Source organism: Sphingobacterium sp. Mn56C (assembly GCF_049319645.1).
GTDB lineage: Bacteria > Bacteroidota > Bacteroidia > Sphingobacteriales > Sphingobacteriaceae > Sphingobacterium.
Map to the genome: position 1 here is coordinate 210,250 of NZ_JBMOUC010000002.1, position 25,542 is coordinate 235,791.

Consider the following 25,542-nt stretch of genomic DNA (forward strand, 5'->3'; position numbering starts at 1 on the left):
ATTGTCTAATATTGCAAAGGCACGTTAAACTGTAGGATTGTACCTTTTTGTGGCACCCCCTTAACACTTACGTTATTGCGTTTTGTGCTTCCTAAAGCCGATTCTACATCATCCACATTATTCACTGGTTTACCATTAACTTCCGTAATCACCAATCCTCGTTCAACACCGTAATACTCAAAAGCTCCACCGCGATGTACCTGCGTTACCACAACACCCGAGTTAATTCCCAGTTCTTTTTTACGTGCATCCGTAGCCGGAATAAAGCTGGCACCTAATTTATTGAAAATCTCTGTAGCGCTAGCACTCGTTTCATCGCCGCCACGACTAGTTTTTGTAGCCTCTTCCCCTTTTAAGGTTACCGTAACATCACGTTCTTTACCGCCAGTTTTAACGCTTAATTTCACTTTATCACCTGGGCGCAATCGACCGATACGTTCCTGAAGATCCGGAGAACCGTAGATAACTTTACCATCAATCTTGGTAATAATATCACCTTTCTTGATACCCGCAGCTTCGGCGGCACCACCTTTAATCGCATCGTTCACATACAACCCGTTGATATCATCGATACCATATTGCTTGCGTGAAGCCTCATTCATTTCTGTAAAACTTATACCCACATATCCACGTTTTACACTACCAAATTCTTTGAAATCATCCAGCACTTTTTTGGCTAAACTAATCGGTATAGCGAAGCCATATCCGGCATAGGTACCTGTTGGTGATGCAATTGCCGAGTTAATACCCACAAGTTCGCCGCGTGCATTTACCAAGGCACCGCCAGAGTTCCCCTTGTTAATCACCGCATCGGTCTGTATAAAAGATTCGATAGCCGTATTCACAATAGGTTCATTCGGGTCCTGATTAAAGCCGCGCTGTTGTGCCGAATCGTCCAATATACCTATACGGCGACCTTTAGCACTTACAATACCCGCCGTAACGGTAGATTGTAAACCCATCGGATAGCCTACAGCCAATACCCATTCACCCACCTGCACATCGTCTGAGTTACCCATTTTTACAATAGGCAGATTTGTGGCATTAACTTTTAACAATGCTAAGTCAAAATTCGGGTCACGGCCAATAACCTTTGCTTCATAGGTACGATTATCGGTTAACTGCACTTGTATTTTATCTGCATCTTCAACCACGTGGTTGTTCGTTACAATATATCCATCCGGTGTTAAAATAACGCCAGACCCTGAGGCCTGCTGAGGTGCCCGCTGCGGTTGCTGCCCACCTCTACGTTGCTGTGGCATGCCAAAAAACTCTTCAAACATATCAAAAGGACTACCAGAACCGCCCCCGCCACGCTGCGATGCTCTAGCTGCCATGGTAACTTTTATGTGTACTACACCTGGAGATACCGCCGCTGCTGCTTGCGTAAAATCAGGGTTCCCTGTGGAGGATAGCATCTCTCCAGAAGGATTCTTAGCATAATACACCTTTTGCTGTTCTTCAAAGGTCATATTGTCTAATTGTTTTCCCTCAAACAATTTATAGCCACCCACGGCTATAGCACCCCCTAAGACAGCTGTTAATAATGTAACTCCAATTTTTTTCATATCAATTGCTGTTTTAAAATTTTTAACTTTGTGTGTTCCATGATGTCACATGTTGTATTAATCAAATGTAATACCATCTGTAGGGACCACGACAAGATTGTCAGTTAAATTTTGTTAATTAAGTGGTCTTTTATTGGTTTTTAACATGTTTTAACATTGGCAAACATGGATTGTAACAAGAATATTAATTTCATTGGAAATTTCAAAATATATGAGCAAAAAACTTACCTTTTTCAAATACCAAGGCGCCGGAAACGACTTTATACTTATCGACAACCGAAGCGGTGGTTTTGACCGTAACAACGAGTCTTTAGTCCATCAATTATGCGATAGAAGGTTTGGTATTGGTGCGGATGGATTAATGCTACTTCAAGCGGTAGAAAACTATGATTTTGAAATGGTTTACTACAATGCCGATGGAAAAGAAGGTACTATGTGTGGAAATGGCGGACGTTGTATTGTTGCTTTTGCCCGTGATCTGGGAATCATCACACACAAGACTGTCTTTTTGGCAGTAGATGGCGAACATATTGCAGATATTACGGCAGATCAGGTAAATCTGGGTATGATAGACGTACATCAAGTCGACCGTGATGCAGATGCTTTTGTATTAAACACGGGTTCGCCACATTATGTTACCGAAGTTACCAACCTTCAAGAATTTAACGTCTATCAGGAAGGTTATGCTATACGCAATAATGCAACCTATGGTAAAGCTGGTGGTATTAATGTAAACTTTATTGAAGCCGAAGGACAGGGATATTTCTTACGCACCTTTGAACGCGGTGTTGAAGACGAAACCTACGCCTGTGGAACTGGTGCTACGGCAGCAGCCATGGCAGTAGCGCTAAGCCGGGATTTAACGGGCGCAATAGAAATTCCAATTCGTGTAGTTGGCGGACAGTTATCGATCGCTTTTAACCGGCAAGGGAATAATTTTACGGAGGTATTTTTAAAGGGCCCTGCAAACTATGTATTCCAAGGTGAAATATAGTGTTTGCGCAAGATATCCGCGTTATTATACATTAAATTTTCACATACTATAAATTCAAGCTATCTTAGAACCCTTCGTTAAGAGGATAGATACTTTGATGCAACAGATAGATACTACGCTTCCCTATAAACTGATTTATTCCCTAGGTAAACATCCATACCTAGGTTATCTTATTGAGCCCCATATTGTACAACTTAATGCCAATGGCTCTTTATCTCTATCGTATAAGCGTGTATTTACAAACACTGTCGATGAATTTGCTAAGGTGCTAGATGAGCAGGACCTCAAAATCATTAACCTGCTGGACGAAATCGAGCAGACGCATGTTATCAAAAAATACCATAAAAAACCTATCCGTCCGGCAGACTATTTCGGTAAAATATTCGACAGCAGCGTTTATGACAACATACGTCCAAAGCTAGAAAATAAACTGCTTAAGGCGCTGGCGCTTATAAACAGCCATAAAAAGCCCATTTACCTGATGAGTAAAACAGATGGTTATCCGGCTGAGCATCCATTGCAGATTGCTGAGGAGGCCACCTCTGTACTATTTCATTTCCGTAGGAATGAAAATGAAACCCGCTATTTTCCGACCTTAAAATATAAAGGCCTACGTATGGAGTTTATGTTTAAGGATGCCGATGTTATTATCAATAGCCAAGCTTGGTTGTTATTGGAAAATACCTTGTACTTCTTTGACCAACATTTGGAAGGGAAAAAGCTATCTCCATTCCTCAACAAGCGCTACATTTCGGTATCCCGAAATACAGAAAGAAAATATTTTGAGACCTTTGTTGCAGGATTAATAGAAAGGTATTCGGTATATGCAGAAGGGTTTTCTATCCAAACTATTCGCGAAAAAGCCACACCACGGCTTACTTTACATTATATCCCCGACGGACAGTCGTACTTACAACTAAGCTTCAACTATGGCTCCTATAATTTCGCTACCGCATCCGACCATAAGGTTTCTGTACGTTTAAATTATCAGGAGGATACAGACGCGTATACCTTTACCCGCATACAGCGGTCTCTTGTATTTGAAGAGCAGGAACATGCTTTCCTGGAGCGTATAGGTCTGCAGCGCCAGGATTATCTGTTTGGCAGTTACAGCACCGATAAAAACCAGTATGCTACGGTCTTCGAATGGCTGAGCCAGCACCAAGATCTATTGGCCGAAAAAGGTTACGAAATAAAACAAGATACCAGTGATAAGCAGTTTTTTATTGGTAGAACATCCTTAGATATTGAGGTTGTCGAAGATAACGACTGGTTTGATGTGCGCGCGTTCGCTAATTTTGGCCCGTATAAAATACCCTTTGTACAACTTCGTGACCATATATTAAACCGCAAGCAAGAGTTTACCTTGCCCAATGGTGAGATTGCAATTATTCCTGAGGAGTGGTTTGCGCAATATGAACATCTCTTCCAGTTTGCCTTACAGAAAGACACCTTAAAGCTTAATAAAGCGCATATTGGGGTGCTACACGAAATATCGGAGCATACGGCGCTGACCATGAGTCGCAAGCTGAAGAACCTAAGTAACTTTGAAGAGATAGGCCATACAGAGGCTCCTGTAGCCTTTGAAGGGCAGCTGAGGCCTTACCAGCAGGCTGGATACAACTGGTTCCACTTCTTGCAGCAGTATAAATTCGGGGGGGTATTGGCCGATGATATGGGACTAGGAAAAACGGTGCAAACATTGGCCCTGTTACAAAAACAAAAGGAGGACTTAAAAAATACAGAACAGAGTAAAACTTCTTTATTGGTATTACCAACATCATTGGTGTATAACTGGCAAAAAGAAGCGTCCAAATTTGCGCCACAATTACGGATTTTATTACATACCGGATCAAATCGCTTTAAAGATCCCTACGCCTTTACACATTTTGACTTGGTCATTACCACCTATGGGATAGTACGTAGCGATGAAAGCCTGTTAAGCAACTTCTTTTTTAATTATATCATCCTAGACGAGAGTCAAAACATTAAAAACCCAACATCGAAATCTTTCAAAGCGGTAAAAACGCTGAAGGGCAGACATAAGCTTGCTTTAAGTGGGACACCAATAGAAAATTCGGTGTCTGATATTTGGTCTCAGATGCATTTTAGCAACCCTGGATTATTGGGCAGCTACAGCTTCTTCCAAAAGGATTTTGTGATCCCTATTGAGAAGAAAAAGGATGAAAATACGGCAAAACGCTTACAAGCTATTATAAAGCCCTTTGTATTACGCCGTACCAAAAGCCAGGTAGCGACAGAGCTGCCCCCAAAAACGGAGCAGGTCATTTACTGCGATATGACGGAGGCTCAGGCCGAACTGTACGAAACCACAAAATCAGAATATCGAAATGCCTTATTAGAAGGGCCTACTCAAGGCAGCAGCAAAGCGACACAAATCGCCTTACTGCAGGGGTTAACCAAGTTACGGCAATTGGCAAACCACCCTAAAATGCTGGATAATGCTTATAAGGATGGTTCCGGAAAATTTAATGCTGTACTGGAGATGTTAGACGCTGTGGCTTCCGAGGGACATAAGATTCTTATTTTCTCTCAATTTGTGAAACATCTGGACATTTTCAAGAAGTATTTAGACAAAAAAAATAGGGCTTATGCTTACCTTGACGGAGCTACCAAAGACCGAGCCGAGGCGGTGCAGCAGTTTAAAAATAACGAAGATACCAAGGTATTCCTGATTTCATTGAAAGCCGGTGGTGTCGGATTGAACCTTACCGAGGCCGACTATGTTTTTATTTTAGACCCCTGGTGGAACCCCGCTGCAGAGCAGCAGGCAGTAGACCGTAGCCACCGTATCGGACAAACACGGAATGTATTTATTTATAAATTTATTAGCAAGGATACCGTAGAGGAGAAAATTGTCGCCCTACAGAACCGTAAAAAATCATTGGCAACCTCTTTAGTTACCACCGAAGAGAGCTTTGTAAAATCCCTATCTCAGGATGATTTACAAGAGCTGTTGCGCTAATTGCATCCCGCATTTACTGCTGCCGGTTATCAACAAAGGTTATTGGTTTACGGCTTAACGGATGAAATACGGATTGCTGCAATACATCGAAATCGCAAAATTCTAACCTCGGTGCTACACGCAATTTCGCCCTAAAATGGTCTTTAATGGCATTCATTAAAGCATCAGAGCGTTTTTCAGTGGCCAAACGTATTAAAATCTCATCGGTCCCAATTTCATTACTCGACACGATAATTTGATGTAATAAGACCTCCGGAAAACCCGCTAATACATCGTGCATAGCTGGTGGATATAAGGTTGTCCCCTTATACTTCACCATATGCTGCAACCGCCCTTCTACAGGCCCTATACGGTAAGTGTTACGCCCACAAGCGCAGGGGCTACTATGTTTACGCACCATATCACCGGTTTTAAAGCGTAATAAAGGTAAGCCCTCCACCCCTAGTGTTGTAATAACCAATTCGCCGCAATCGCCATCAGGAACGGCTAGATCCTGGCTGTCGACAATCTCTGTAATTATAAGATCCGGCTGCACATGGCCCCCTTGAAAGTGCTGGCATTCGGTAAACGCAGCCCCCATCTCTGTAGAAGCATAAGTCGAGTGCAATTTTATATCCCACTTGGCCAAAATTCTGTCGGTTAATACGGTATTTTCCATATTCGGCTTTCGTAGTGCCTCGCCGATACAAATAACAGCTTCCACACTCGAGTTTTTATAATCCATATTATGCTGCTCCGCAAACTCAATCATTTTTAATATAAAAGAAGGCACTGCAATAAGGTACTTTGGTTTATACTTAAAAATCGAATCCCACTGCATCTGCGGAATACCCGAGCCTACACGCACTACGCCGGCACCAAGTTTACGTAAGCCCAAAAAATAAGCTAGCCCCGCCATAAACCGGCGGTCCATAGTCGTCATTAATTGTACAATATCGCCCTTCTTTACGCCCACCGTCTCAAAAGAGCAGCTTTCATTCTGCGCCAACCGATCCAAATCAGCCTCCGTAAGGCCAAAAGTTACAGGCGCCCCTAAAGTACCCGAGGTCGTACAATAATCAATAACCTCCTGTGCTTGAACACATAGAAAATCATCATTATAACGCTGTAGATCATTCTTACTGGTTGTAGGTAGACGCTGTAAATCCTGAAGGCTTTGTATCTCCAGCACGTCAATCCTATTTTTCGCAAACAGCCTTTTGTAAAAAGGAGAGTGCTCCGCAAGATAAAGCAATTGTTTCTTCAACAATGCCGTTTGATATAGTTCAATTTCTTGCTGGGATGCATATGCTATTGTTTCCATTTTTTATCTGCCTTTGCTTTCAACTTTAAGATTTTACGTTCAGTTTGTATGGTCGGCAATAAGCACTGCAATGCCTGCTCAAAAGCCGCTGATGCACTGCTATAAGCCTTATTGGCCATCCAATATTTTCCTGAAAGATAATAAACCATCCATAAATGAGGGTTCAATTCCTGATATTTTTGAATATCACCTGCTGTCAGCACACCCTTCGTATGCAGCTGATGTGCAATGCTATCCGATTGTCGACGCATCTCCTCATACTGTTGATAACCTGTGGAAAACAGAAAAGGGTCCGCCGGTATCAACAGTGAATCAACAACTTGTGAAGAAGTGCGAAAATTATCACTGTGGAAAACTTTATTCAAATCATAAGCCGTAAAGGCCCCCAATTGGTAGGGAGCATTCGACACCCACACCAAGCGATCTTCAGGCTGAAAAATTAAGGCATGATGTGCCAGCAGGTGGTTTACAGCCTTATCGTTTCCATACCCTATGGCGGCGTCATTCAGCCCTTCTTTATTACGCAATATGTCGGCCATCTGGGCCGGGTTAAGTTTAGGCTGCTGCCACAAAAGCTCGCTCAAACGTTCATACCGATACTGAGAATGGCTATTTTGAATATGCTTTAAATTTCTTGGATCGTTTTGGTACGTAGCCGACTGAAAATGATTGGTACAGATAATTTGCTCCGCATTATCCACCTCGAAAACATCCATATGTTTGGGCGACAGCTCTAAAAGCACGGCCTTTTTATCGTTTGCACTGCCAATCATCAAGGATTCAGAAACAAATACCTGCGACTGCTCCGCTATGGCAACGGCTTCTGCAATGGTAGAAGCTTTTTCCAAAATCTCCCTAGCGACAATAGATATCGGCTTTTTTGCCGACAACGGAATAGACGATTTTCCGGCATTCATCGTAACTGTAAGCCCCTGCAGGTTCATGCCCGAGACAACGCCAATCATACCCGCCCAAGACACCGACATATAGGGAATACCCTGCTCCGGCCGTACAAAATAGACCACTTTATTTTCGGCAAAGGCATCATTGACATAAAAATCAAAATTGCGGCCGATCAGCAGCTTCCCATCAACCGTTTTACTACCCCAGGATGCCACAGAGGAACAGCCTACAATGGCCAAATCCCGCAAGGCATGCCCCAAGTCATGAGCAGCATGCATAAATAACAACAAACGGAAATTGTCGCCTGCATAGGCATACGTGTTATCCAACGATTTAGATAAGGTATACAACTCCGTTAAATACGGCTCGGGAATATACCTATCCATTTTACGGCCATACCAATGCAGAAAATTGATGATAAATCGGCGTTTAATCTTCGACGACACCATCGTCTCGAGCTTATCCATAAATATCGCCTGCTGCTGTCTAAAAAGCTGTTGTGCCAACATTCCCTCCTTATACCCCAACTGCGCAGGATTTCCCGAAACATACAACTCCCAGTTACCATAAGGGCTATGTACCAAATAATCCCCTGTGTTTAAGACCCTTAAAGAATCCTGCTCACAGGTAAGCCAAAGGGAATCCGTAGCATAGTGCCCTGCCTTTCCATACGCTGCCATTTTCTTGCTGGAATGACAAGAGAACAGTATAAATAGCAATAGTAAAAGACTTAAATATTTAATCATCATTCGCCGCTTTTATCTTATCTATAAGCGTAGCTAAGCTGACAATTTTTCCACAAACTGCGACAGCTCCAATAGTTACCCCCAGCACCCCATGCATACCGATGTTCTGCCCTACAAGAAATAAGTTCGGAATTTTTGTGGAGATGGAAATATGACTCAACAAAGGGTTTTCTACATCTTTTAACGGGCCGTACATAGAACCCGATGAAGTGCCAATATAATCGCGGTACGACAAGGGTGAGGAGGCATAGCTATAGACTATGCTATCCTTTAACTGCGGAAAGCGTACGGCAACCTTATCGACCAAAGCAGCAATTTTTGCCTCTTTAAAAGCCTTATATGCCGCCCCCCTGGACTTAGGCGACACGATGGTATTCGACGAATTTGCCCAAGTCTCCACTTCATTAAAACGCATATAACTTAAAACCGTAATCGTATCGGCATATTGTGGAAACTCCTTATCTGCCGTCATAGACAGCATATACATCTGTGGCCACTGTTCAGCATTATAGTCTGCACTAGACCACAACTGCGCTTCACCTTCATGGTAATATTGATTAGCGGCAATATAGGGGATCTTCTTACGTTGCAACACCAGGTGTGCACTAAAAGCCGATACGGTTAGCGGGAGATTTTCCAGACGCTGGCAATACACCGAACGGAAATAAGGATACCCGACTTGTTTAATGGTCGCTTGAGGCTCTACATTGGATATAAACATACGGCCTTTAAAAACTCTCCCATCTGCAGTTTGCACCGCAGCCACCTGTTTATCTGCCATAATATACTTCGTTACCCTAGAACGATGTATGGCCTGCCCCCCATACCTACGCAGTTGCCGTACCAACAGTTTGGAAATCTGACTACCACCGTTAACACAGCGATAAGCACTTTGGATATAGGAATTCACCGTGAGCGCATGCACGTAAAACGGAGTTTTGTACCCCTCGGGGGCATATAGGAAATTTGTACCCGCCAATACAGCACGAAGAGTCACATTATCGGTTAAGTTTTCAAAATAACTTTTTACAGATTGAGTCAACGTGTCGGATGGATAATTGCCATTCGCTTCCACATTATATAAAGGAAAAGCATCACATATGGCACGTATATCTTCCATATACTGGCGCAAAGTACATTCCTCCTCCGGAAAATGCTCCAGTAAATGCGCTACAAATGACGCATATCCCTGCGCTATAGGATAAACAATCCCCTGATCTCCAATTTGCACTTCATCAAACACTTCCGGCATTGGTTCAAGACGGAGGTCTTCCATAATGCCCAAATAATGGAAATACTGATACAAATTTTGCCCTTTACTTAAGCCACCGATATAATGTACCCCCGTATCAAATATTTTTTTGTTACGCGAAAAAGTCTGCAGATTTCCCCCAAACTGGTTATTCTTTTCCAAGACACAAACGCGGTACCCCTCTTTGGCCAAAATTACGGCAGCAACCAAGCCACCTAACCCCGAGCCAACAACCACGATATCATAGCTATCCTGCGCCATACTATTTCTCGAAAATGGATATTCCGCCATCGTTAACAATTAGTCGATAACCCTTGTCCGTTAAAAATGCTAAATTATTTTTTGAATTGATATTCATAATTATCGTAAACATATCCAAGGGCAAATTATCCAGTTCCGACTGCATTAAATGTTTCGATAGCAGCAACATATCAGCAGCCTTCAAACCATCATAAAAACGAACATCCCGATGCTGCTGCCAATATATGCTCTGTGCAACCATCCGTGCGTCTACATTTTCGATAAAGCCCATAATCTTTCTTTTTCCCTGCTGCAGCGACAAAAGATAATCCAGCTCGCCATGCGTATCACTCCAATGCATTAAGGTAGCATCAGCTGGAATATAGGTATTTAGCCTATAAAAAAGAGCCTTCCATCGCTCTAAATTCTGATACACCTCGGCACACACTTCTTCATCTTTAAATAGGTAAGCCAGCTGAAGCTTTTTGATAAAATACTGCTCATCCTCAAGCTGCAAGCGCCAATCTTGAAACTCCGCTTTAAAACTAGCAGCGATATTTTTGCAGCGCACCGAATAGCTGCTACCAAAACTGCTATCCTCCATAGCTATACGTTTTCCAATAACGGCAGTAAGCTTTCCGGGATAAATAATAACATCCCCTTTAGGAAGTACATCGCCATTACCATGTAAAAATATAGGCACAACATCCAACTGCAGCTGCGCTGCCAGGTAAAATGCGCCCTTATGAAAACGCTTTAATGCATTATCCTGGGACCGTGTTCCTTCCGGAAAAACAACAATAGAATAGCCACTTTTAACTTTCTCTTGTAAGAAAGCAATGCTCTCTTCTACCCCTGCACTAACCGGATAAAAGCCTAACGACTGTATAGCACGACCAAAAATAGGTGATTTCCATACCCAATCGTTCACCAAAAAAATCATTTTAGGAACCAACATCCCCATGCTCAACGTGTCCAAGAAAGAGCTGTGGTTGGCAATAATAATGGCAGGTTTTTCAAAAGTTTCGCCGAATGGATTTAAGGTTTTATTTTTTACCAATGGATAACCATACAACACCGATCGCATAAACTTGGCAACGATAAAACGTATTACACGATCCTTCCTGTCCTTTGATAGGGGCAGCAGTGGAAAAATAAAACGAGCGATCGCCGAAAGTAATAAACAGCCTACACCATAATAAAAAAACAACAATATAGACCAAAAGAGGATAAATACCGTAAAGGGAGATTTCCCTTTCGCCGCCCTATCTGTAATAAAAAAGCGAAATATTAAGGGGTAGAAAACAAAGGTAATAATAACAGCCGCAAAGACGCCAATTAGGGATACCGAGGAGATGGAAATAAGCGCAGGATGCTTCGCAAATACCAGCGCTCCAATAGCCAACACGGTCGTTAATACCGCCAGCAAAATCGAAGTACGATAGACCTGCAATTCATCCTCACCGGTAGTATACTGCCTCTGCAGCGCTGCAGTCATAAATATACTAAAGTCTACACCATGGCCAAAAACCAAAGTACACACAATAGCACTAAAAATATTAAACTCCAAACCAAAAACCGCCATCAAACCGGCCGTAACCAAGCCCGTAAGCCCTATGGGTATCGCTGCCAGCAATACCAGCTCTATACGACTAAAAAACAACCACAGAATCAACAATATTGCGACAGAAGAATAGCCCAACAAGGCATTGAAATCGTCACGCAGTTTACCGAGGTACGTTTCGTTCAACTGCTTCCTGTCGACCACCACAACCCCAGGTATCTTTTCGAAAACCTGAACAATGGTCTGCCGATGTTTCTCCTCCAGTTTAACGAAAGAAGAAACCGTATAAAAGTTGTTGCGCTGAACCACAAAATCGTAGACCCCCGAATTGGGCAGTTTCTGGAGGTCATGTAACCCTATAGGCTGAAAAGATTTATTCAGCAGATCATAAAATTCATCGTGCGCATCGGCTGTAAAACCATATTTTTCGCCTGCATACTGTATATTACGAATCAGCTGTTGCGGATTATGAAAATGCCAGAAGGAATTCCATTGCGCAATTTTAGCCTGTTGCAGCTGCCAAGGATTTAACAAATCTCCAATAGAAGAAAAACTAACAATCAAATTTTTGTCCTTAACAATAGCCAACCAATCGGCAACCTCCTCATTCCGCTGTAGCGCCGTATCCAAGGTATTTCCGGTAGCCACGATATACAAAGATTTCGCCGATGTATTGGTCAATTTATCCAATTCCTGCTCGGTATGTTTTAAATCCTCAGGCATATAATTTAAACCCGACAAGTCATTATTAAACGTCACGCGGTTACTGGTAAATACACCAATAACAATAAGCACCACACAAGTCCAGATTAAAAGCCGGCTACGTTCAAAAGAGAAGGCCGCAATTTTATCCAACCAGGTATGGTGTTTCAACTCCTCCTTTGCGGTATATAGATGCGGGATAATCAGTAAAGTAAAAACCGCCGAGGCAACTAAAGTTATCGAGGCAAAGATACCCAAGTCAATTAAAGCCGTTGAATGCACAAACAACAAGCATAAAAAAGCAACGGCATTTGTCGTACCACTCATCAATAAAGGTTTAGTAAGCTCCTTATACAACAACTTTACATCCGAGTTTTTCTTGAAATGTGTTAAAATATGGAGGGTATAGTCTATGGTAATACCGATAAGCACAGCACCAATACTCAAGGAAATTGCCGATATTAATGGTTTATACAGGTATAAACAACCCAACGCAAAAACAGCAGCAAAAATTGTGGGCACAAAAACTAATATCGGAATATAAATTTTGCGGTAGAATAAGATCAGCAAAACCATCAGCACCGACATAGAAATACATACCGTCTTTAAAATATCCGCTTTAATCTGGTCTGCATTTGCCACGGCCACCAATGCAGAGCCAAAATAACTGAGTTTCGCTTTCCCCAAAAATTCAGCATTCAACCGCTCCTGAATGCTATATAGCTCCTGCGCAAGGGCTTTATTTTTTTCCGTTTCAGTACCCGCATATTTGGGTGTTAAGAACAGCAACAGCTGTGTACTATCTTTACTACCTATAAAGCCATCAATTAAGGTGAAATTATCGCCGACACCCAATTTTTGTAACTTCTGTAAACCTATAAGACCTAAACCAAGGGGGTCTTTCTGAATAAAGTCAGCCGCCACAAACCCTGTCGGGGTACTTAAAACCTCTAAATTGGCGGCCATCTTTTTTACGATGGCATTTCTATCCATTTTATAGGCTAAAGTATCGTAATCCGCAGGCTCTAGAAACAGTGGAATATTCTGGTATACAAAATCATACACCTCCGCAATCGACTCCTGATCCACCTGCCCTGATATTTCTTTCAAATACAAAGTATCGCGCTGCAGTGTATCCGAAAGGCTATTTGCTAAAGCAATTAAGTCGTCGACACTGCCCTGAGGATCCTTTTGCAACAACACCGTAATTTTATCGGCAAAATTTACCTGTCGTATAGCCCGCGTAGTAAGGTCTGATTTTTCACTTTTAGGTATAATCTGGGTAATATCCTCTTCAAAACGAATCTTAGAAGCCAGGAAACCGAAAAGCAGTAGAAACAAGACCGCAAAAACCACCGACATGGTTTTATGGCGTTGCACCCAGCAATATATATGATAAAACAAAAGATGCATTATTGCGTAGTTACGGTTTTAATCTTTCTGGAACGAATAAATAGATAACTAAGAAAACCTACGCAAACAGCCATGGTAATACCAAGGGCTACGCTCCCAATTATATACTGCACGAAATGGGCCTTAATGCTGTCAAAAGAAATCGTATGCACAAGCAAGGTGCTGGTAGATGCAGAGGAAGGCATCAACCATTCGCCAACACGTAAGGATGCATAAATTATCAGCGGTATAAAGGGGGGTAAGCTTATATTGGAAAAGGTAAATGCCAATACCTTATTTAAGCGAAAGAACACCGATAAGGTAATCACTAATGCCGTTTGGAAACCCCATAATGGCGCTATCCCCATAAAAACACCTAAACCTATGGATGCTGCCATCTTAGCCGCCGAATCTTCACTTCCAAAAATATTTTCTTTTACAAAGTCGGCCAGACTTTTTTTTTTAAAGGAGCGGAAGAAATTACGGGGTATAATATAAAAGAATGTTAAAAAAACCAATACCGTATTTAAGATACTGATGCGGGTAAAATCTTTAAAAGGCCTAAAATGCGAAACCCGCTCTGTGGGGTCGTACAACACCTGTATAGGCACATTTTTTACCTGAACACCATTCCAGGCTGCACGTACGATAATTTCAATCTCAAACTCAAATTTCCGGGTATAAAACTGCTTCGGAATCACCCTCAATGGGTAGGCCCGATAGCCCGATTGCGTATCGTTGAGTTTAATTCCCGTCTCAAACCAAAACCAAAAATTAGAAAACTTATTACCAAAAGAAGATTTCTTGGGTACCGTATCCTGCGCCATATTACGACCACCAATTAGCAATACCGGATCTTGGGCACGTTCAATTTCCCGAACAAAAACCTCCAAATCGCTCGGGTAATGCTGCCCGTCGGAATCTATAGTAATAGCGTAAGTATAGCCCTGTTCACGAGCTCGCGCCAGTCCTGCACGCAAGGCCATCCCCTTCCCTCGGTTATGTGGAAAATCTATCTGTGTAATCGTTGTATACCGATCTAATATCGCAGCTGTGGTATCCGTAGCACCATCATTTATGACGATAACCTGCGAGGTGTAGGTCAAAACCCCATCCAAAACACGCGCCAGGGTATGCTGATTGTTGTACGTCGGCACAAGAACCACAATTCCTAAACGTTGCATTAAAGTATCAAGTTTCTCCTCCATAAATAACCGTGGACTATAATTTACTTAATTCACTAGCCGTAAAAACTTTCGATCGTTTTACCGCATAGCGTCGTACGGTCTCTTGAACCGCTTTGGTTTGTTTAGCAAAATTAGCTAAAATCATTTGCTTATCCTCGTGAATATTTGCCTTATATTTCAATACATTGGGCGTATTTTCCTGGATAACCAATCTTATAAAGCGAATTTCCACATTCTCAGATGCCGCCGCTACGGCAGCTTCAATATCCTTAGCACCCGATATAAAAAGATCTTTTTTTGTCTTCCTATCTTCCACATAACGTGCTTTTAAACCATATGCGGCCCCCTTGTAAGCCAATAAAACGGGGTCAGATTTGCTGTACGATTTTAAAGATTGGTATAAGGTTTCTGTATCCTCCTTAGAGTCAGCAGACTTTTCAAAATTTGCCCTTACTGTTCCCACATCAATCTGAAACCATAAACTTAGGGTGAATAATATACTTGATAATACCTGCATATCTTATTTTATCGTATAGTTGTTTACCAATTTCAGCGCCACCGTATCTTGCATATAGGTTATATTTTTAACCTTATACACCGACTCTTCCGTAGTTGATATCTCAAGGTCAAGCTTTAAATCGGCATTAATTTCCGGGTTTATCAGCGCCATAAATTTTACATTCGACGACCGCAGCAGCTGTAGATTTATACCTAATATCTGCTCTGTAAGCTCTTTGACAATCTGCATCATACAGACCCCAGGGGTAACTGGATTATCTGGAAAATGACCCTTAAAAATAGCATGGCCACTATTTAAACGTATATGCGCACAATAATTCTGTTCTCCAACTTGACTTAGAGAAATAATTTTGTAGAAATCTTTTAATAACATATTCTGCCTTTATTTGCCAAATATAGGGAATCGTACGTAGAGTTCTAAAGACCTTCCTTACATTCTATTGCCGGCTGGCACTTATCGCCCCTCCTTCAAACAGCTCCTACGGCAGACGCATCAAACTATTTTTCAAGGAATTGAATAAAATATTTTGTATTTACGAAAACATTCGTAGATTTGATTACGAAAATATTCGTAGATAAAATAAAAGCGATGAAACCAACAGAAAGCGAAATGGAAATATTGCAGGTGCTCTGGGAAAAAGAGCATTGCAGTGTACGGGAAGTTTTTGAAGCCCTCAACAAAAAAGATGTCGGTTACACCACCATATTAAAGCTGATGCAGATTATGCATGATAAAGGTATGGTCGTGCGCGACACCAGCGCCAAGACTCATATCTATACCGCTATTCTGGAGAAAGAAAATACCCAACACCAGTTTTTGGATAAAATGATCGAAACGGTGTACAACGGTTCCACGGCGCGCCTGGTTATGCAGGCCCTAGGAAACCATAAAGCCAGTAAAGAAGAAATTGATTTAATAAAACAATATTTAGATAACTTAGAGCAATAGCAGTATGGAACCACAATTTGAGACCTTCAGAGATGCCATAGGCTGGAGTATTTTGCACTCCTTATGGCAGGGGATTGCGATTTACTTAATTTTATATGGCTTATATATTTCACTACCCCACATAAAGGCAAAGGTGCGGTATGCGCTAGCCTTCGTAGCGCAGTTTGCTATCCTGATATGTTTTATTGGAACATTTTTTCATCTGTACAGCAACGGCAGATCAACGACTGCCGCCCTCCCCTTTTCAGATGCAGAACTAGCACATTACGTCACTCAGTTTCAAGAAACAACATCCGGATTAGAAGGCTACTTCAAATACATAGTGCCTTTATATTTACTTGGCGTGTTTATACAGAGCAGCCTGTTGGGGCTTAGTTTTCTAAAATTAAATCAGTTTAAAAAACAGTGCAACCTACTGATACCAGCAATATGGGAGGATAGGTTTAATCAAGCCCTAAAAACCCTAAATCTGCGTAAAAAAGTGCAGTTTATGGTATCCGATAAAGTTTCCGTACCGATGACCTTAGGTTTTATAAAACCTATCGTTATCTTTCCAATTGCATATATTAATCAGGTAAGCTTAGCCGAAGTTGAGACCCTACTGCTGCACGAGTTAGCCCATATCAAACGTCACGATTACCTTTTTAACATGGTGAAAGTAAGCATTGAGACCCTGTTATTTTTTAATCCATTTATTTGGCTATTATCTAAACATATGGAGTTGGAAAGGGAGCAAGCATGCGATGATAGTGTGGTAGACTGCTATCCAAACAGGGCCGTGTACGCCAAAGCTTTATTATCGGTAGAAACACTTAAAGAGCAAACAATGCCGGCATTGGCGATGGCAGCATCTGGCCGTAGATTTAGCCTCTTAAACCGCATAAAACGCATTACACATAAAAATTTAGAACCTGGATATAACCATAACAAACACCAGCTTACGGCACTGATACTGGTTGCGCTATCCTTTATGGGCATTGCGTGGACAAAACCTGCGGGTAAAGAAAAAGAGCATCTATCCGCTCAGGAAAGTATAACGATGGAATTAGTAAAGCAGACAGAAAAAACTATCCAGCATACCTCTGGCCATCTTACATTTACGGATAGTATGGTTATCGATCACGAGCAGACGCATAAATTGGAGACAACAAACCTGTCGTTGGATACCCTAAGAGGTGCTAAAAAAGAGGCTCCACCGAAGGAGAATTGGGAGCTCAAAGCGCAAAAGGAAGATAGTGGCGAAAGATTCCTAAAAGGTGACCCGATGGATAGCGATCGCAAAGAAACCAATACGCTTTACAGCAGGGCTAACTCCCCTGAGGAGTGGCTTACAATAGAAAGTAAGCTCCAAAAAAGTGCCCAGATGATTGAAATAAGCATGAAAAATTTGGAAGCTTACTACAACTCACCGAAATGGAAAGCGCAGGTAGAACGCATAGAGAAACGAGCAAAAGAACTGGCTGCATACTACAATTCGCCGGCATTTAACGAAAAAATAAAACGTATAGAGGAGCGTGCAAAAGAGCAGGAAAAACGGGGTAGAGAAATTGAAAGCCTCTATAATTCGCCCGCGTGGAAATTAAAGCAAGCCCAGATTGAACAAAGAGCAAAGGAGATACACCTCCGTAATTTAGAAGTCCTGCAGCAGTCTTTAGATATGCAAATTCATCTTAAGGAAAAATTAGGGGAATAAAGTGCGGCTAAATCTTAAATCTTAACGGATTTTAGGCTAATTGCGGGCGCTTTATACAGCCTTATTTTAGGACCTACTTTTTTGTTTCGTATGTATTGGAAGGAGGATATAAACCTATTTATACTCCTTCCTTTTTTTGTTCTTTACAGCACAAAAATACGATCCTCTATTGGCACGTTGACCTTTTGGTTGCTTAATACAAAACGTGTATAACCATCGTTAGCATCGATAATCTTAATCTCGGCTACCTGATGGTTCACTTTATCAAGACATAAAACCAACTGTTTCATGGTTTTTTTTGAGGCTTTATCCTGCGGATCTAATTTAAGTATGTATTGCCTATCCGTTTGGAAATAGGTGGTTTTAAAGCTATTATTATCCGAAACCGCACCCGCTATATTTCCCTGTATCGCCAGGCTGATATTTTCAAATTGCTTACTACGGCTTACATCCATAGTCTTTGTTTTTCCCTTTTCCTGAATAGACATTTTTTTTGCATTAAAGACCATGCTGTACGTTACAGGACTCTCATAATACCAAGCCAACTTATCTGGGTTTTTTACATAGAATGTTCCAGTAGAAACGAGTTCATTTTTCACATAGCCTACTTTTTTATATTGGGTAAAATCAGCCGTCAGCGTTTTAACTTTTACCGCATTGTTTAAGGCTTTTTGAAAGAGGCTAACCTCGCTCGCCGACATCACTTTTTCTTGTGCTTGAACCTGAAGAAAAACAAATAATAATACGTAGAAACTTATAATTTTTTTATTCATATGCATTTAAATTTAGAAGATCATCTACCGTAACAGATATCAACCCTTTACTTTCCATCAAATCTAAGATACGTTTCAAAACCCGTAAAGTACGTTCGGAGGTGTCATGAAAAAGAACAATTTCACCGGCTCCCAAACGAGGTGCAACACGATCATATATTTTTTGCTCATCCTTAAGTATAGTATCCAAAGAACGGATACTCCAGCCGATTACCTGATGCTTGGTGTGTTTCACAGCCTTCGCAACAGAAGGATTTGTTACGCCAAAAGGCGGACGAAATAAACGCGGAATTAGGGGCGCCAAATCATGGATCTCGGCATCGCAGCTACTCAGCTCCTGAATAACCTGATTCTCGTTTAAAAAACCAAATGTTTTAGTATGGTTCATGGTATGGTTACCAATGGTATGTCCTTCTGCCAGAATCCGCTTAAATATATCCGGGTACTTATCAATTTGCTTGCCAATACAGAAAAAAGTAGCCTTGGCATTATACGTTTTCAACAGATCTAAAAAATCGTTGGTAATAGGCGTCGGTCCGTCATCGAATGTCAGGGCAAGGCTAATGCCATCGTGATACTTTCGCTTATAAAACACCTGCACGAAATAACTCTTACGAATATCAAAGGATCCCCAAGTTGTTAACGCTATCCATATAAAAACCAACAGAAAGCACCACCACCAAGAAATAACGCCGAAGATGGCCAGTATTGCGCCCAAAATACCGAGCGACAATAATACAGGAATAACATACTTGTGTTTAAACATGGATGTAAAATTTTAAGGTTTAAATCAAATGGAAAACAACAGGCTAGCCTAGTAATAGTTTACAGCAAAATGAAGCAAATGCACCCCACTAAATCCTATAAGCTTTTTAAAAGTGTTAAACTATGTGCCTTTCCCTTATATTGATTATAACATAAAATATACCGTAATGTTTTATACGGTGCCTCATTCCACCTTACTGCAGCAGGGATTTGCTGTGTTTTTAGGCAATGTGCCGCGAGTGCAAGGCCAAATGCTGATGCTACATCGCTATGCCCGACAAGATGTTTGTAGTACAACAGCGGAATGTTGTCGTTAAAAAGCTCGGCACAGGTTGTATAATAGGAATCCGCTTGAATATCGCCGTTAATCCCTACAATTAAGGCAGAAACATCCGTTAACGCCACATTATTTTGAACTAAAAAATCGACCACAAAGTCGGCAACCTCACGTAAGGCCAAGGTATTGATCAGCTTCACATCCACGAGCGCAGCATAACTACGGTCATTTTGGTCACTACTCAAGCCGAAGAAGGTGCCACCCTCACCGAAGTTTACAGCAGTTGTGGTATTCTCTTTTACCGATTTAAACGTTTCCTTATCATTAATTTCACCGACGAGCTGTTTGAATTCAAAAGTCTGCCCTGATATTTCATCCATACCACCCACCAAAACTGTCTTCGCTTCAGCGGCCTGAATTTGCATTAAACCATCTATCAAGGCCGACTCAAAAGATGTAGCGCCATTGACATAGGTAAAATTATAGGCTTTACAACCTAAACGAAGTGCAATTTGTGCCGCAACCGTATTATGGGTCGATTGTATAAAAGATGTAGGCGTGAGAAATTCCTCATTATTATCGAGTACATTTTTCAAAAACTTCTCAGAGTCTTCCAAACAGCCCAGGCCCGTACCCATCAAAATAGCATCGGGTTCCACGATGTCGGCATCCGCCAACGCTTGCTGGGATGCGAATATCCCCATTTTTATACCTTTGGACATCCGGCGCAACATCGCCGGTGGAATACCTGTTTTATAGGCCGGCTGAACTGCATAATTCAAAGCTTCCCGTAATTCCACTGCCGCGTCGAAAATAGCATCCGACCACACGCCCTGTGCCGTGACCGCGCCTATCCCATTAATATAAACTGTCTTTTCCATTAGTCTTTACCAAAAATTAAAGTTGAACAATTTCCGCCAAAACCAAAGGAGTTGGATAGTACATACCGCAAGGGCTGATGCAGCAAAGACGTCTGCGGACAAAATCCAAATTCAGGCATAGCCGTTTTAAAATTAAGATTCGGAAACACCAACCCCTCCTGCAGTGCCAAAATGCTGTATACCGCTTCTACAGCGGCGGCAGCGGCTAAGGTGTGCCCTGTAAACGCTTTTGTAGAGCTAAAAACAGGCAGTTTGTCGCCAAAGACACGTACTATGGCACGCCCTTCAGAAAGATCATTATTCGGTGTTGCCGTTCCGTGGACGTTGATATAATCAATGTGTTGCGGCCGAATTCCAGCCACCTGGAATGCCTTTTCCATGGCCAGAAAAGCACCATCTCCATTTTCGGAAGAGGCCGTTTGATGAAAAGCATCGTTGGCATTGCCATAGCCCACTAAAAAAGCCAAGGCTTTTTTCTTTTCCTTTGCGATAAGCGCCTCCGACTCCAGCACCAAATAAGCTGCTGCTTCTCCTAGATTTAAGCCATCACGGTCTTTATCAAAAGGTGTACAAGGCTCCTCCGATAAGATCATCAAGGTTTTAAAACCATTCAATGTAAATTTACACAGCGCATCGGTGCCGCCAACAATTACACGATCCAGTTTGCCTTGTTTTATCAGCCTAGCACCCAACATAATAGCGTTTGCTGCCGAGGAGCAAGCCGTACTTATTGTGCTTACAAAACCTTGTAGGCCTAAGTCGTCCGCAATATGCTGGGTAGAAACACCAGCATCATGACTTTGGATATAATGCTGCAGCTCAGGTTCCGATGCATAACGGTAGAAGTATTTTTCGGTGATATCCATACCCCCAACGCTGGTAGACGAGATAAGCCCGGTACGAACAGCTGTATCCCTAAGGTCCAATTCAGCCTGTGCAACAGCCTGTCGCGCGGCTAGTATACCCAACATACCCGTACGTGTAATGGCATGCCCGTCTTGGAGCCCTATACTTTTTTCAAGATCGACATTGCTCCATTTAATTTCACCCACCAACACCGCATCGCGATGGCGTGTTTCAAAATTATCCAGTCTAGAAATTCCAGATTTTCCGAGTTTTAATGCGTTTAAATTTTCGGCAACAGACATACCTAATGCCGAGACAATGCCCATTCCAGTAATAGCGACTCCTTTAGTCATCATTTATTTAGTACGGTTTTTAGCGATAAAATCAGCCATGGTATTAATGGATTCAAAGATTGCTTTCCCCTGTTTAGGATCGCTTAATTTAATACCATACTCCTTATCCAATAAAACAATAAGCTCCAAAGCATCAATAGAGTCTAGACCTAAACCATCACCAAACAAAGCATCATCATTGTTAATATCAGAGATAGCAATATCTTCCAAGTTTAATACTTCGATTATTTTTCCTTTTAATTCTTCTTTTAATTGTTCCATTTTAATCTTTAAATAATTGATTGATATGTTCTATGCTATGTACTAATTGTCCTTCTTTTTCAACCAGGTAAAACACCGCCTTATACTGCTCCTCAAAAAGCTCCACCCATCCGCACAATACCTTATCGGCTTTACCAGACTGCAGTAAATACTGCGTATAATTCCAGGTTGTTACTGCGTCAAAGGTGGCACTTACAAAAAAGATATTCTCGGATTGTAATCCATGCCGGATACTCACCTCCCCTGTACATATATTCGCCAAGGTATAAACAAATATAGCCGGACTGGGGTAAAAATTTGCTGGATCCTGAATAGACTGCTGGTGCTTTACATCCGTATCCAAACTGCCCGAACGGTTACTGAAAACTAAAGCCACAGCCTCCTGATGTGGCTGCTGCGGTAAAATATATTCAGCACCTAAAAATGCAAGCTTACTCAGGTTATCCATCTTATAAAATTTAGAATAGCTAATACCTAAACTCTTAAATGCCCCTTTCAGGAATTCCGATAAAGGCTCGTTATTGCCCCCATAACACATGGAACCATTTAACAGCAGCATACTTTGCTGAATACTGCAGGTTGAAGTTATGTAAAATATAGGCTCCATTATATTTTTTTTACGACCATAGCGGCATTACTGCCCCCAAAACCAGATGCTGTTTTAAGCACATACTGCAATGCCTTTGGCCTTAACGTTTGCAAAATATTCAAGGGTACTGAAGTACCTTGGGTATTAAAACCTGCGCTAGGAATAAGCATATTTTCACGCATACTTTGTATAGCCAACACAAGCTCTAGCAGGCCCGATGCCCCCAATGTATGCCCGTAATACCCTTTAAAACTATTTACAGGGCAATGTTGTAGGGATAAACGATTGAAGGCGATAGCCTCCATTTCGTCGTTAAATATGGTCGCAGTACCATGCGCTGAAATATAATCAATAGCTGTAGAATTGAGCTGCGCTTCTGCCAATGCCGACTGTATAGAACGCAGCAGCCCCTCGCCGGTACGAGAAGGCCCGGAGATATGGTTTGCATCATTGATAGCACCGTCGCCAACAATTTCAGCTATAGCATTACCAGGATCTGCCGTAACCCAGGCTGCAGCTACCGCCTCCCCTAGCGTAACGCCATCCCGCCGTTCATCAAAGGGCCTGCAGGCTGCGGCACTCATAGCCTGAAAAGCATTAAACCCTGACGCAACAAATTCACTGACCATATCGCCTGCCAGTACCAGCACCGCATCATACTGCTGCATTTGTATCAACCGTTTCGCCGTGGTTACAGCCAACAGCCCCGACACACAAGCATGCGACACCAAAATAGGTTTTTGAATAAAACCTAAGGCTTTAGCAACCGTTGCTGCCAGTGTATACAACCCCGCTTGCCCCGTATCTCCATGATGGAGGGACTCAATATTTCCTTTGGTGGTACTGATAATAATGCCCACACGATCGGAAAGTACCTCCCCTTGAATTAGCGGACGAGCGACCTGCAGCAATAAACTTTCCAACAAGGTAAACCCAGATGCTATAAGGCCCGGTGAATCCTTAAATTTGGCGGTATAAAATGCCGGTATCCTGCCCACCTGATGCAAGGAGATTGCCGTTTTACCGGCTACCAAAGCCTTCCAATTGGATGTTAAACTATCGCCAATAGGGGTAATACAGTTTATCTTTGATATATAGGTTGATCTAAACACTACAATAGTCCTTTAGCCTTTTTCCAGTTTAATACAAACGCCGGGGTATTTAATACCAACTGATTTTCAGCATCCAAGAACACCTGTACCGTTTCGCCGCTACATACCAGCCTGTTGTCTTCGTTGAACAGCTTATAACGGAATATTAATTTCGCTGCCGGCGTATTCACAAAACTCGTTTCAATACGAAACGACTCACCATAACGTAAAGGCAACTTATGCGCGCAGCTGCTGCTTACAATAGGTGTTGTATACCCCGCAGCCTTCACCGTAAGGTAATCCAGACCATGCTCGCGACCGAATGCCTCCCTGCCATCTTCAAAGAAAACAATATAATGGCCATGCCATACAATACCTAACGAATCGACTTCGTTAAAACGCACCTCGGCATATTTAGATACAGTAAGCTGATCCACAGAATTATACAGTTCTTTTCTTGTTGTCATAAATAATTGCAACGGCTAAAGTTAGTGTGAAAAACAAAAATAATAAAATAATATTGGGAAGGATAGCCGTCCAATTTCCTTGGCGTAGTAAAATGTCATAGAATCCATTTAAACCCCAATTCATTGGCGATAACCGGGCAATTTGCTGCATCACTGGTGGCATCACAAACACGGGCACCCATACGCCACCCACAGCGGCGAGAATAACGACGAATGTGGCACCAAAAGGAGCAGATTGCTCCTGTGTAGACGCCAGCGTACCCAATAAGATGCCTACACCAATAGCCGCCAGTCCGGAAAACAATGCCATACACGACAGTTGTATAAAATAACTGCCCACCTCGAAAGCAGGCAACTGCAGGAGCGGAAATACATACACCCCAACCAACAACATAAGATAAAACTGCAGCAAGCTTATGATCAAATACGCACAGGTCTTCCCTAGTAAGAAAATAGCATAAGGCACTGGATTGGTAATCAAACGTACCATGGTACCCTGAGATTTCTCTTTTACAATATTTATAGAAAGCGGAACGACGATAAAAAATATAGCAAATAAGGACCAGGCGGGAACGTTATGTTGAACGGCAGATGGTTTTTCCTGCACATGTTGAGGACCAATCTCCTGGTATTTCAACAGCTGCCGCTGGTCGAAAATTGCAGAATCACTTACGCCAAGTTCCTCCTGAAAGACCTTATACACCTTATCCTTTTCCACGGTTGCTATTAGCTTATCGATAGCACTCTTAATGGCCGTCTTGAAGGATGTTTGCGTAGCCGGATCGAAGTATAAATTAACATCCTTCTCTTGAAGAACCTTGATTTTTTTTGTTTTCACCTCGCCAGCATCGTAGCTAAATTCCTGCATAATAAGATCTACATTCTGCTGAATCTGCAGATTGAGATCTACGGAAAGCTGCGGCGGCAGGACCACAGCAAGCTGATAGTCGCCACGAAAGACGGCGGCCTTAGCTTCCTGCTCATCAAACGATTTATGATCTATCTGCTCCACAACAACAAAGTTTCCCGTTCGGCCAAGCTCCTGACGAACCATCTCTGCAATCTCCCCTTTATCGTTATCGACCAATAAAATAGGAATACGCGTGCCAGTAATTGAGTCGAACGACCCTTTTTGCACCATCGTAATGGTAACCAATAACACCATTGGCATAACAAAAAGAATAATTAAACCACCAATATCACGAATTTGTAGGAGATACTCTTTTTTTATCGCCATCCAT

21 protein-coding genes are annotated in these 25,542 nt (G+C 42.1%); 4 read left to right on the plus strand and 17 right to left on the minus strand.

Features of this window, described 5'->3' with window-relative positions; genetic code table 11:
• Positions 1-5 precede the first annotated feature (5 nt).
• The gene (locus ACL9RF_RS08365; RefSeq protein ID WP_422800161.1) at positions 6-1,568 is read right to left on the minus strand and encodes a Do family serine endopeptidase; all 1,563 of its coding nucleotides are present in this window, start codon (positions 1,566-1,568) and stop codon (positions 6-8) included.
• Positions 1,569-1,779: 211 nt separating this feature from the next.
• Here ACL9RF_RS08365 and dapF point away from each other — a divergent pair, with 211 nt between their 5' ends.
• On the plus strand, positions 1,780-2,562 hold the full coding sequence (gene dapF, locus ACL9RF_RS08370) for a diaminopimelate epimerase (protein WP_422800162.1): 783 nt from the start codon (positions 1,780-1,782) through the stop codon (positions 2,560-2,562).
• Between the two features lie 97 nt (positions 2,563-2,659).
• Complete coding sequence (locus tag ACL9RF_RS08375) at positions 2,660-5,548, plus strand: DEAD/DEAH box helicase (protein ID WP_422800414.1); 2,889 nt, start codon at positions 2,660-2,662, stop codon at positions 5,546-5,548.
• A gap of 13 nt (positions 5,549-5,561) precedes the next feature.
• Here ACL9RF_RS08375 and ACL9RF_RS08380 read toward each other — a convergent pair whose 3' ends face one another.
• Genes ACL9RF_RS08380 through ACL9RF_RS08410 form a run of 7 tightly spaced genes read right to left on the minus strand, consistent with a single transcriptional unit; the run spans position 5,562 to position 15,729 of the window.
• Complete coding sequence (locus ACL9RF_RS08380; protein WP_422800163.1) at positions 5,562-6,851, minus strand: phenylacetate--CoA ligase family protein; 1,290 nt, start codon at positions 6,849-6,851, stop codon at positions 5,562-5,564.
• Complete coding sequence (locus tag ACL9RF_RS08385) at positions 6,839-8,503, minus strand: C45 family autoproteolytic acyltransferase/hydolase (RefSeq protein ID WP_422800164.1); 1,665 nt, start codon at positions 8,501-8,503, stop codon at positions 6,839-6,841. Before ACL9RF_RS08385 ends, ACL9RF_RS08380 begins: the two co-directional genes overlap by 13 nt.
• Positions 8,493-10,043 carry a phytoene desaturase family protein gene (locus tag ACL9RF_RS08390; protein WP_422800165.1) on the minus strand — a complete coding sequence of 517 codons (1,551 nt, stop codon included), beginning with the start codon at positions 10,041-10,043 and terminating at the stop codon, positions 8,493-8,495. Before ACL9RF_RS08390 ends, ACL9RF_RS08385 begins: the two co-directional genes overlap by 11 nt.
• Positions 10,015-13,671: a 1-acyl-sn-glycerol-3-phosphate acyltransferase gene (locus tag ACL9RF_RS08395; protein WP_422800166.1), complete on the minus strand. Its 3,657-nt coding sequence runs from the start codon at positions 13,669-13,671 to the stop codon at positions 10,015-10,017. Before ACL9RF_RS08395 ends, ACL9RF_RS08390 begins: the two co-directional genes overlap by 29 nt.
• Complete coding sequence (locus ACL9RF_RS08400; RefSeq protein ID WP_422800167.1) at positions 13,671-14,858, minus strand: DUF2062 domain-containing protein; 1,188 nt, start codon at positions 14,856-14,858, stop codon at positions 13,671-13,673. The genes ACL9RF_RS08395 and ACL9RF_RS08400 overlap by 1 nt, the downstream gene beginning before the upstream one ends.
• 13 nt (positions 14,859-14,871) lie before the next feature.
• Entirely contained in the window at positions 14,872-15,354 is a 483-nt protein-coding gene (locus ACL9RF_RS08405) for a hypothetical protein (protein WP_422800168.1), read from the minus strand.
• Positions 15,355-15,357: 3 nt separating this feature from the next.
• Positions 15,358-15,729: a hypothetical protein gene (locus tag ACL9RF_RS08410; protein WP_422800169.1), complete on the minus strand. Its 372-nt coding sequence runs from the start codon at positions 15,727-15,729 to the stop codon at positions 15,358-15,360.
• Between the two features lie 216 nt (positions 15,730-15,945).
• On the opposite strand from ACL9RF_RS08410, the gene ACL9RF_RS08415 reads away from it, so the two are divergent.
• Positions 15,946-16,305, plus strand: a complete 360-nt coding sequence (locus ACL9RF_RS08415) for a BlaI/MecI/CopY family transcriptional regulator (protein ID WP_422800170.1) — start codon at positions 15,946-15,948, stop codon at positions 16,303-16,305.
• A 4-nt stretch (positions 16,306-16,309) separates the two neighbouring features.
• Positions 16,310-17,998 carry a M56 family metallopeptidase gene (locus ACL9RF_RS08420; protein ID WP_422800171.1) on the plus strand — a complete coding sequence of 563 codons (1,689 nt, stop codon included), beginning with the start codon at positions 16,310-16,312 and terminating at the stop codon, positions 17,996-17,998.
• A 143-nt stretch (positions 17,999-18,141) separates the two neighbouring features.
• Here the strand turns inward: ACL9RF_RS08420 and ACL9RF_RS08425 are convergent, their stop codons facing one another.
• From ACL9RF_RS08425 to ACL9RF_RS08465, 9 genes are all read right to left on the minus strand, one after another.
• Positions 18,142-18,771, minus strand: a complete 630-nt coding sequence (locus ACL9RF_RS08425; RefSeq protein ID WP_422800172.1) for a LolA family protein — start codon at positions 18,769-18,771, stop codon at positions 18,142-18,144.
• Positions 18,764-19,537, minus strand: a complete 774-nt coding sequence (locus ACL9RF_RS08430) for a polysaccharide deacetylase family protein (protein ID WP_422800173.1) — start codon at positions 19,535-19,537, stop codon at positions 18,764-18,766. The genes ACL9RF_RS08425 and ACL9RF_RS08430 overlap by 8 nt, the downstream gene beginning before the upstream one ends.
• Before the next feature lie 95 nt (positions 19,538-19,632).
• Entirely contained in the window at positions 19,633-20,694 is a 1,062-nt protein-coding gene (locus tag ACL9RF_RS08435) for a beta-ketoacyl synthase N-terminal-like domain-containing protein (protein WP_422800174.1), read from the minus strand.
• Positions 20,694-21,896, minus strand: coding sequence for a beta-ketoacyl-[acyl-carrier-protein] synthase family protein (locus ACL9RF_RS08440; protein ID WP_422800175.1), 1,203 nt, complete (start codon positions 21,894-21,896; stop codon positions 20,694-20,696). The genes ACL9RF_RS08435 and ACL9RF_RS08440 overlap by 1 nt, the downstream gene beginning before the upstream one ends.
• Positions 21,897-22,154 carry a phosphopantetheine-binding protein gene (locus ACL9RF_RS08445; protein WP_422800176.1) on the minus strand — a complete coding sequence of 86 codons (258 nt, stop codon included), beginning with the start codon at positions 22,152-22,154 and terminating at the stop codon, positions 21,897-21,899.
• A 1-nt stretch (position 22,155) separates the two neighbouring features.
• Positions 22,156-22,761 carry a hypothetical protein gene (locus ACL9RF_RS08450; RefSeq protein ID WP_422800177.1) on the minus strand — a complete coding sequence of 202 codons (606 nt, stop codon included), beginning with the start codon at positions 22,759-22,761 and terminating at the stop codon, positions 22,156-22,158.
• Entirely contained in the window at positions 22,761-23,855 is a 1,095-nt protein-coding gene (locus ACL9RF_RS08455) for a beta-ketoacyl synthase N-terminal-like domain-containing protein (RefSeq protein WP_422800178.1), read from the minus strand. Before ACL9RF_RS08455 ends, ACL9RF_RS08450 begins: the two co-directional genes overlap by 1 nt.
• On the minus strand, positions 23,855-24,301 hold the full coding sequence (locus tag ACL9RF_RS08460; protein WP_422800179.1) for an acyl-CoA thioesterase: 447 nt from the start codon (positions 24,299-24,301) through the stop codon (positions 23,855-23,857). Before ACL9RF_RS08460 ends, ACL9RF_RS08455 begins: the two co-directional genes overlap by 1 nt.
• Positions 24,276-25,538, minus strand: coding sequence for an ABC transporter permease (locus ACL9RF_RS08465; protein ID WP_422800180.1), 1,263 nt, complete (start codon positions 25,536-25,538; stop codon positions 24,276-24,278). Before ACL9RF_RS08465 ends, ACL9RF_RS08460 begins: the two co-directional genes overlap by 26 nt.
• Positions 25,539-25,542 lie beyond the last annotated feature (4 nt).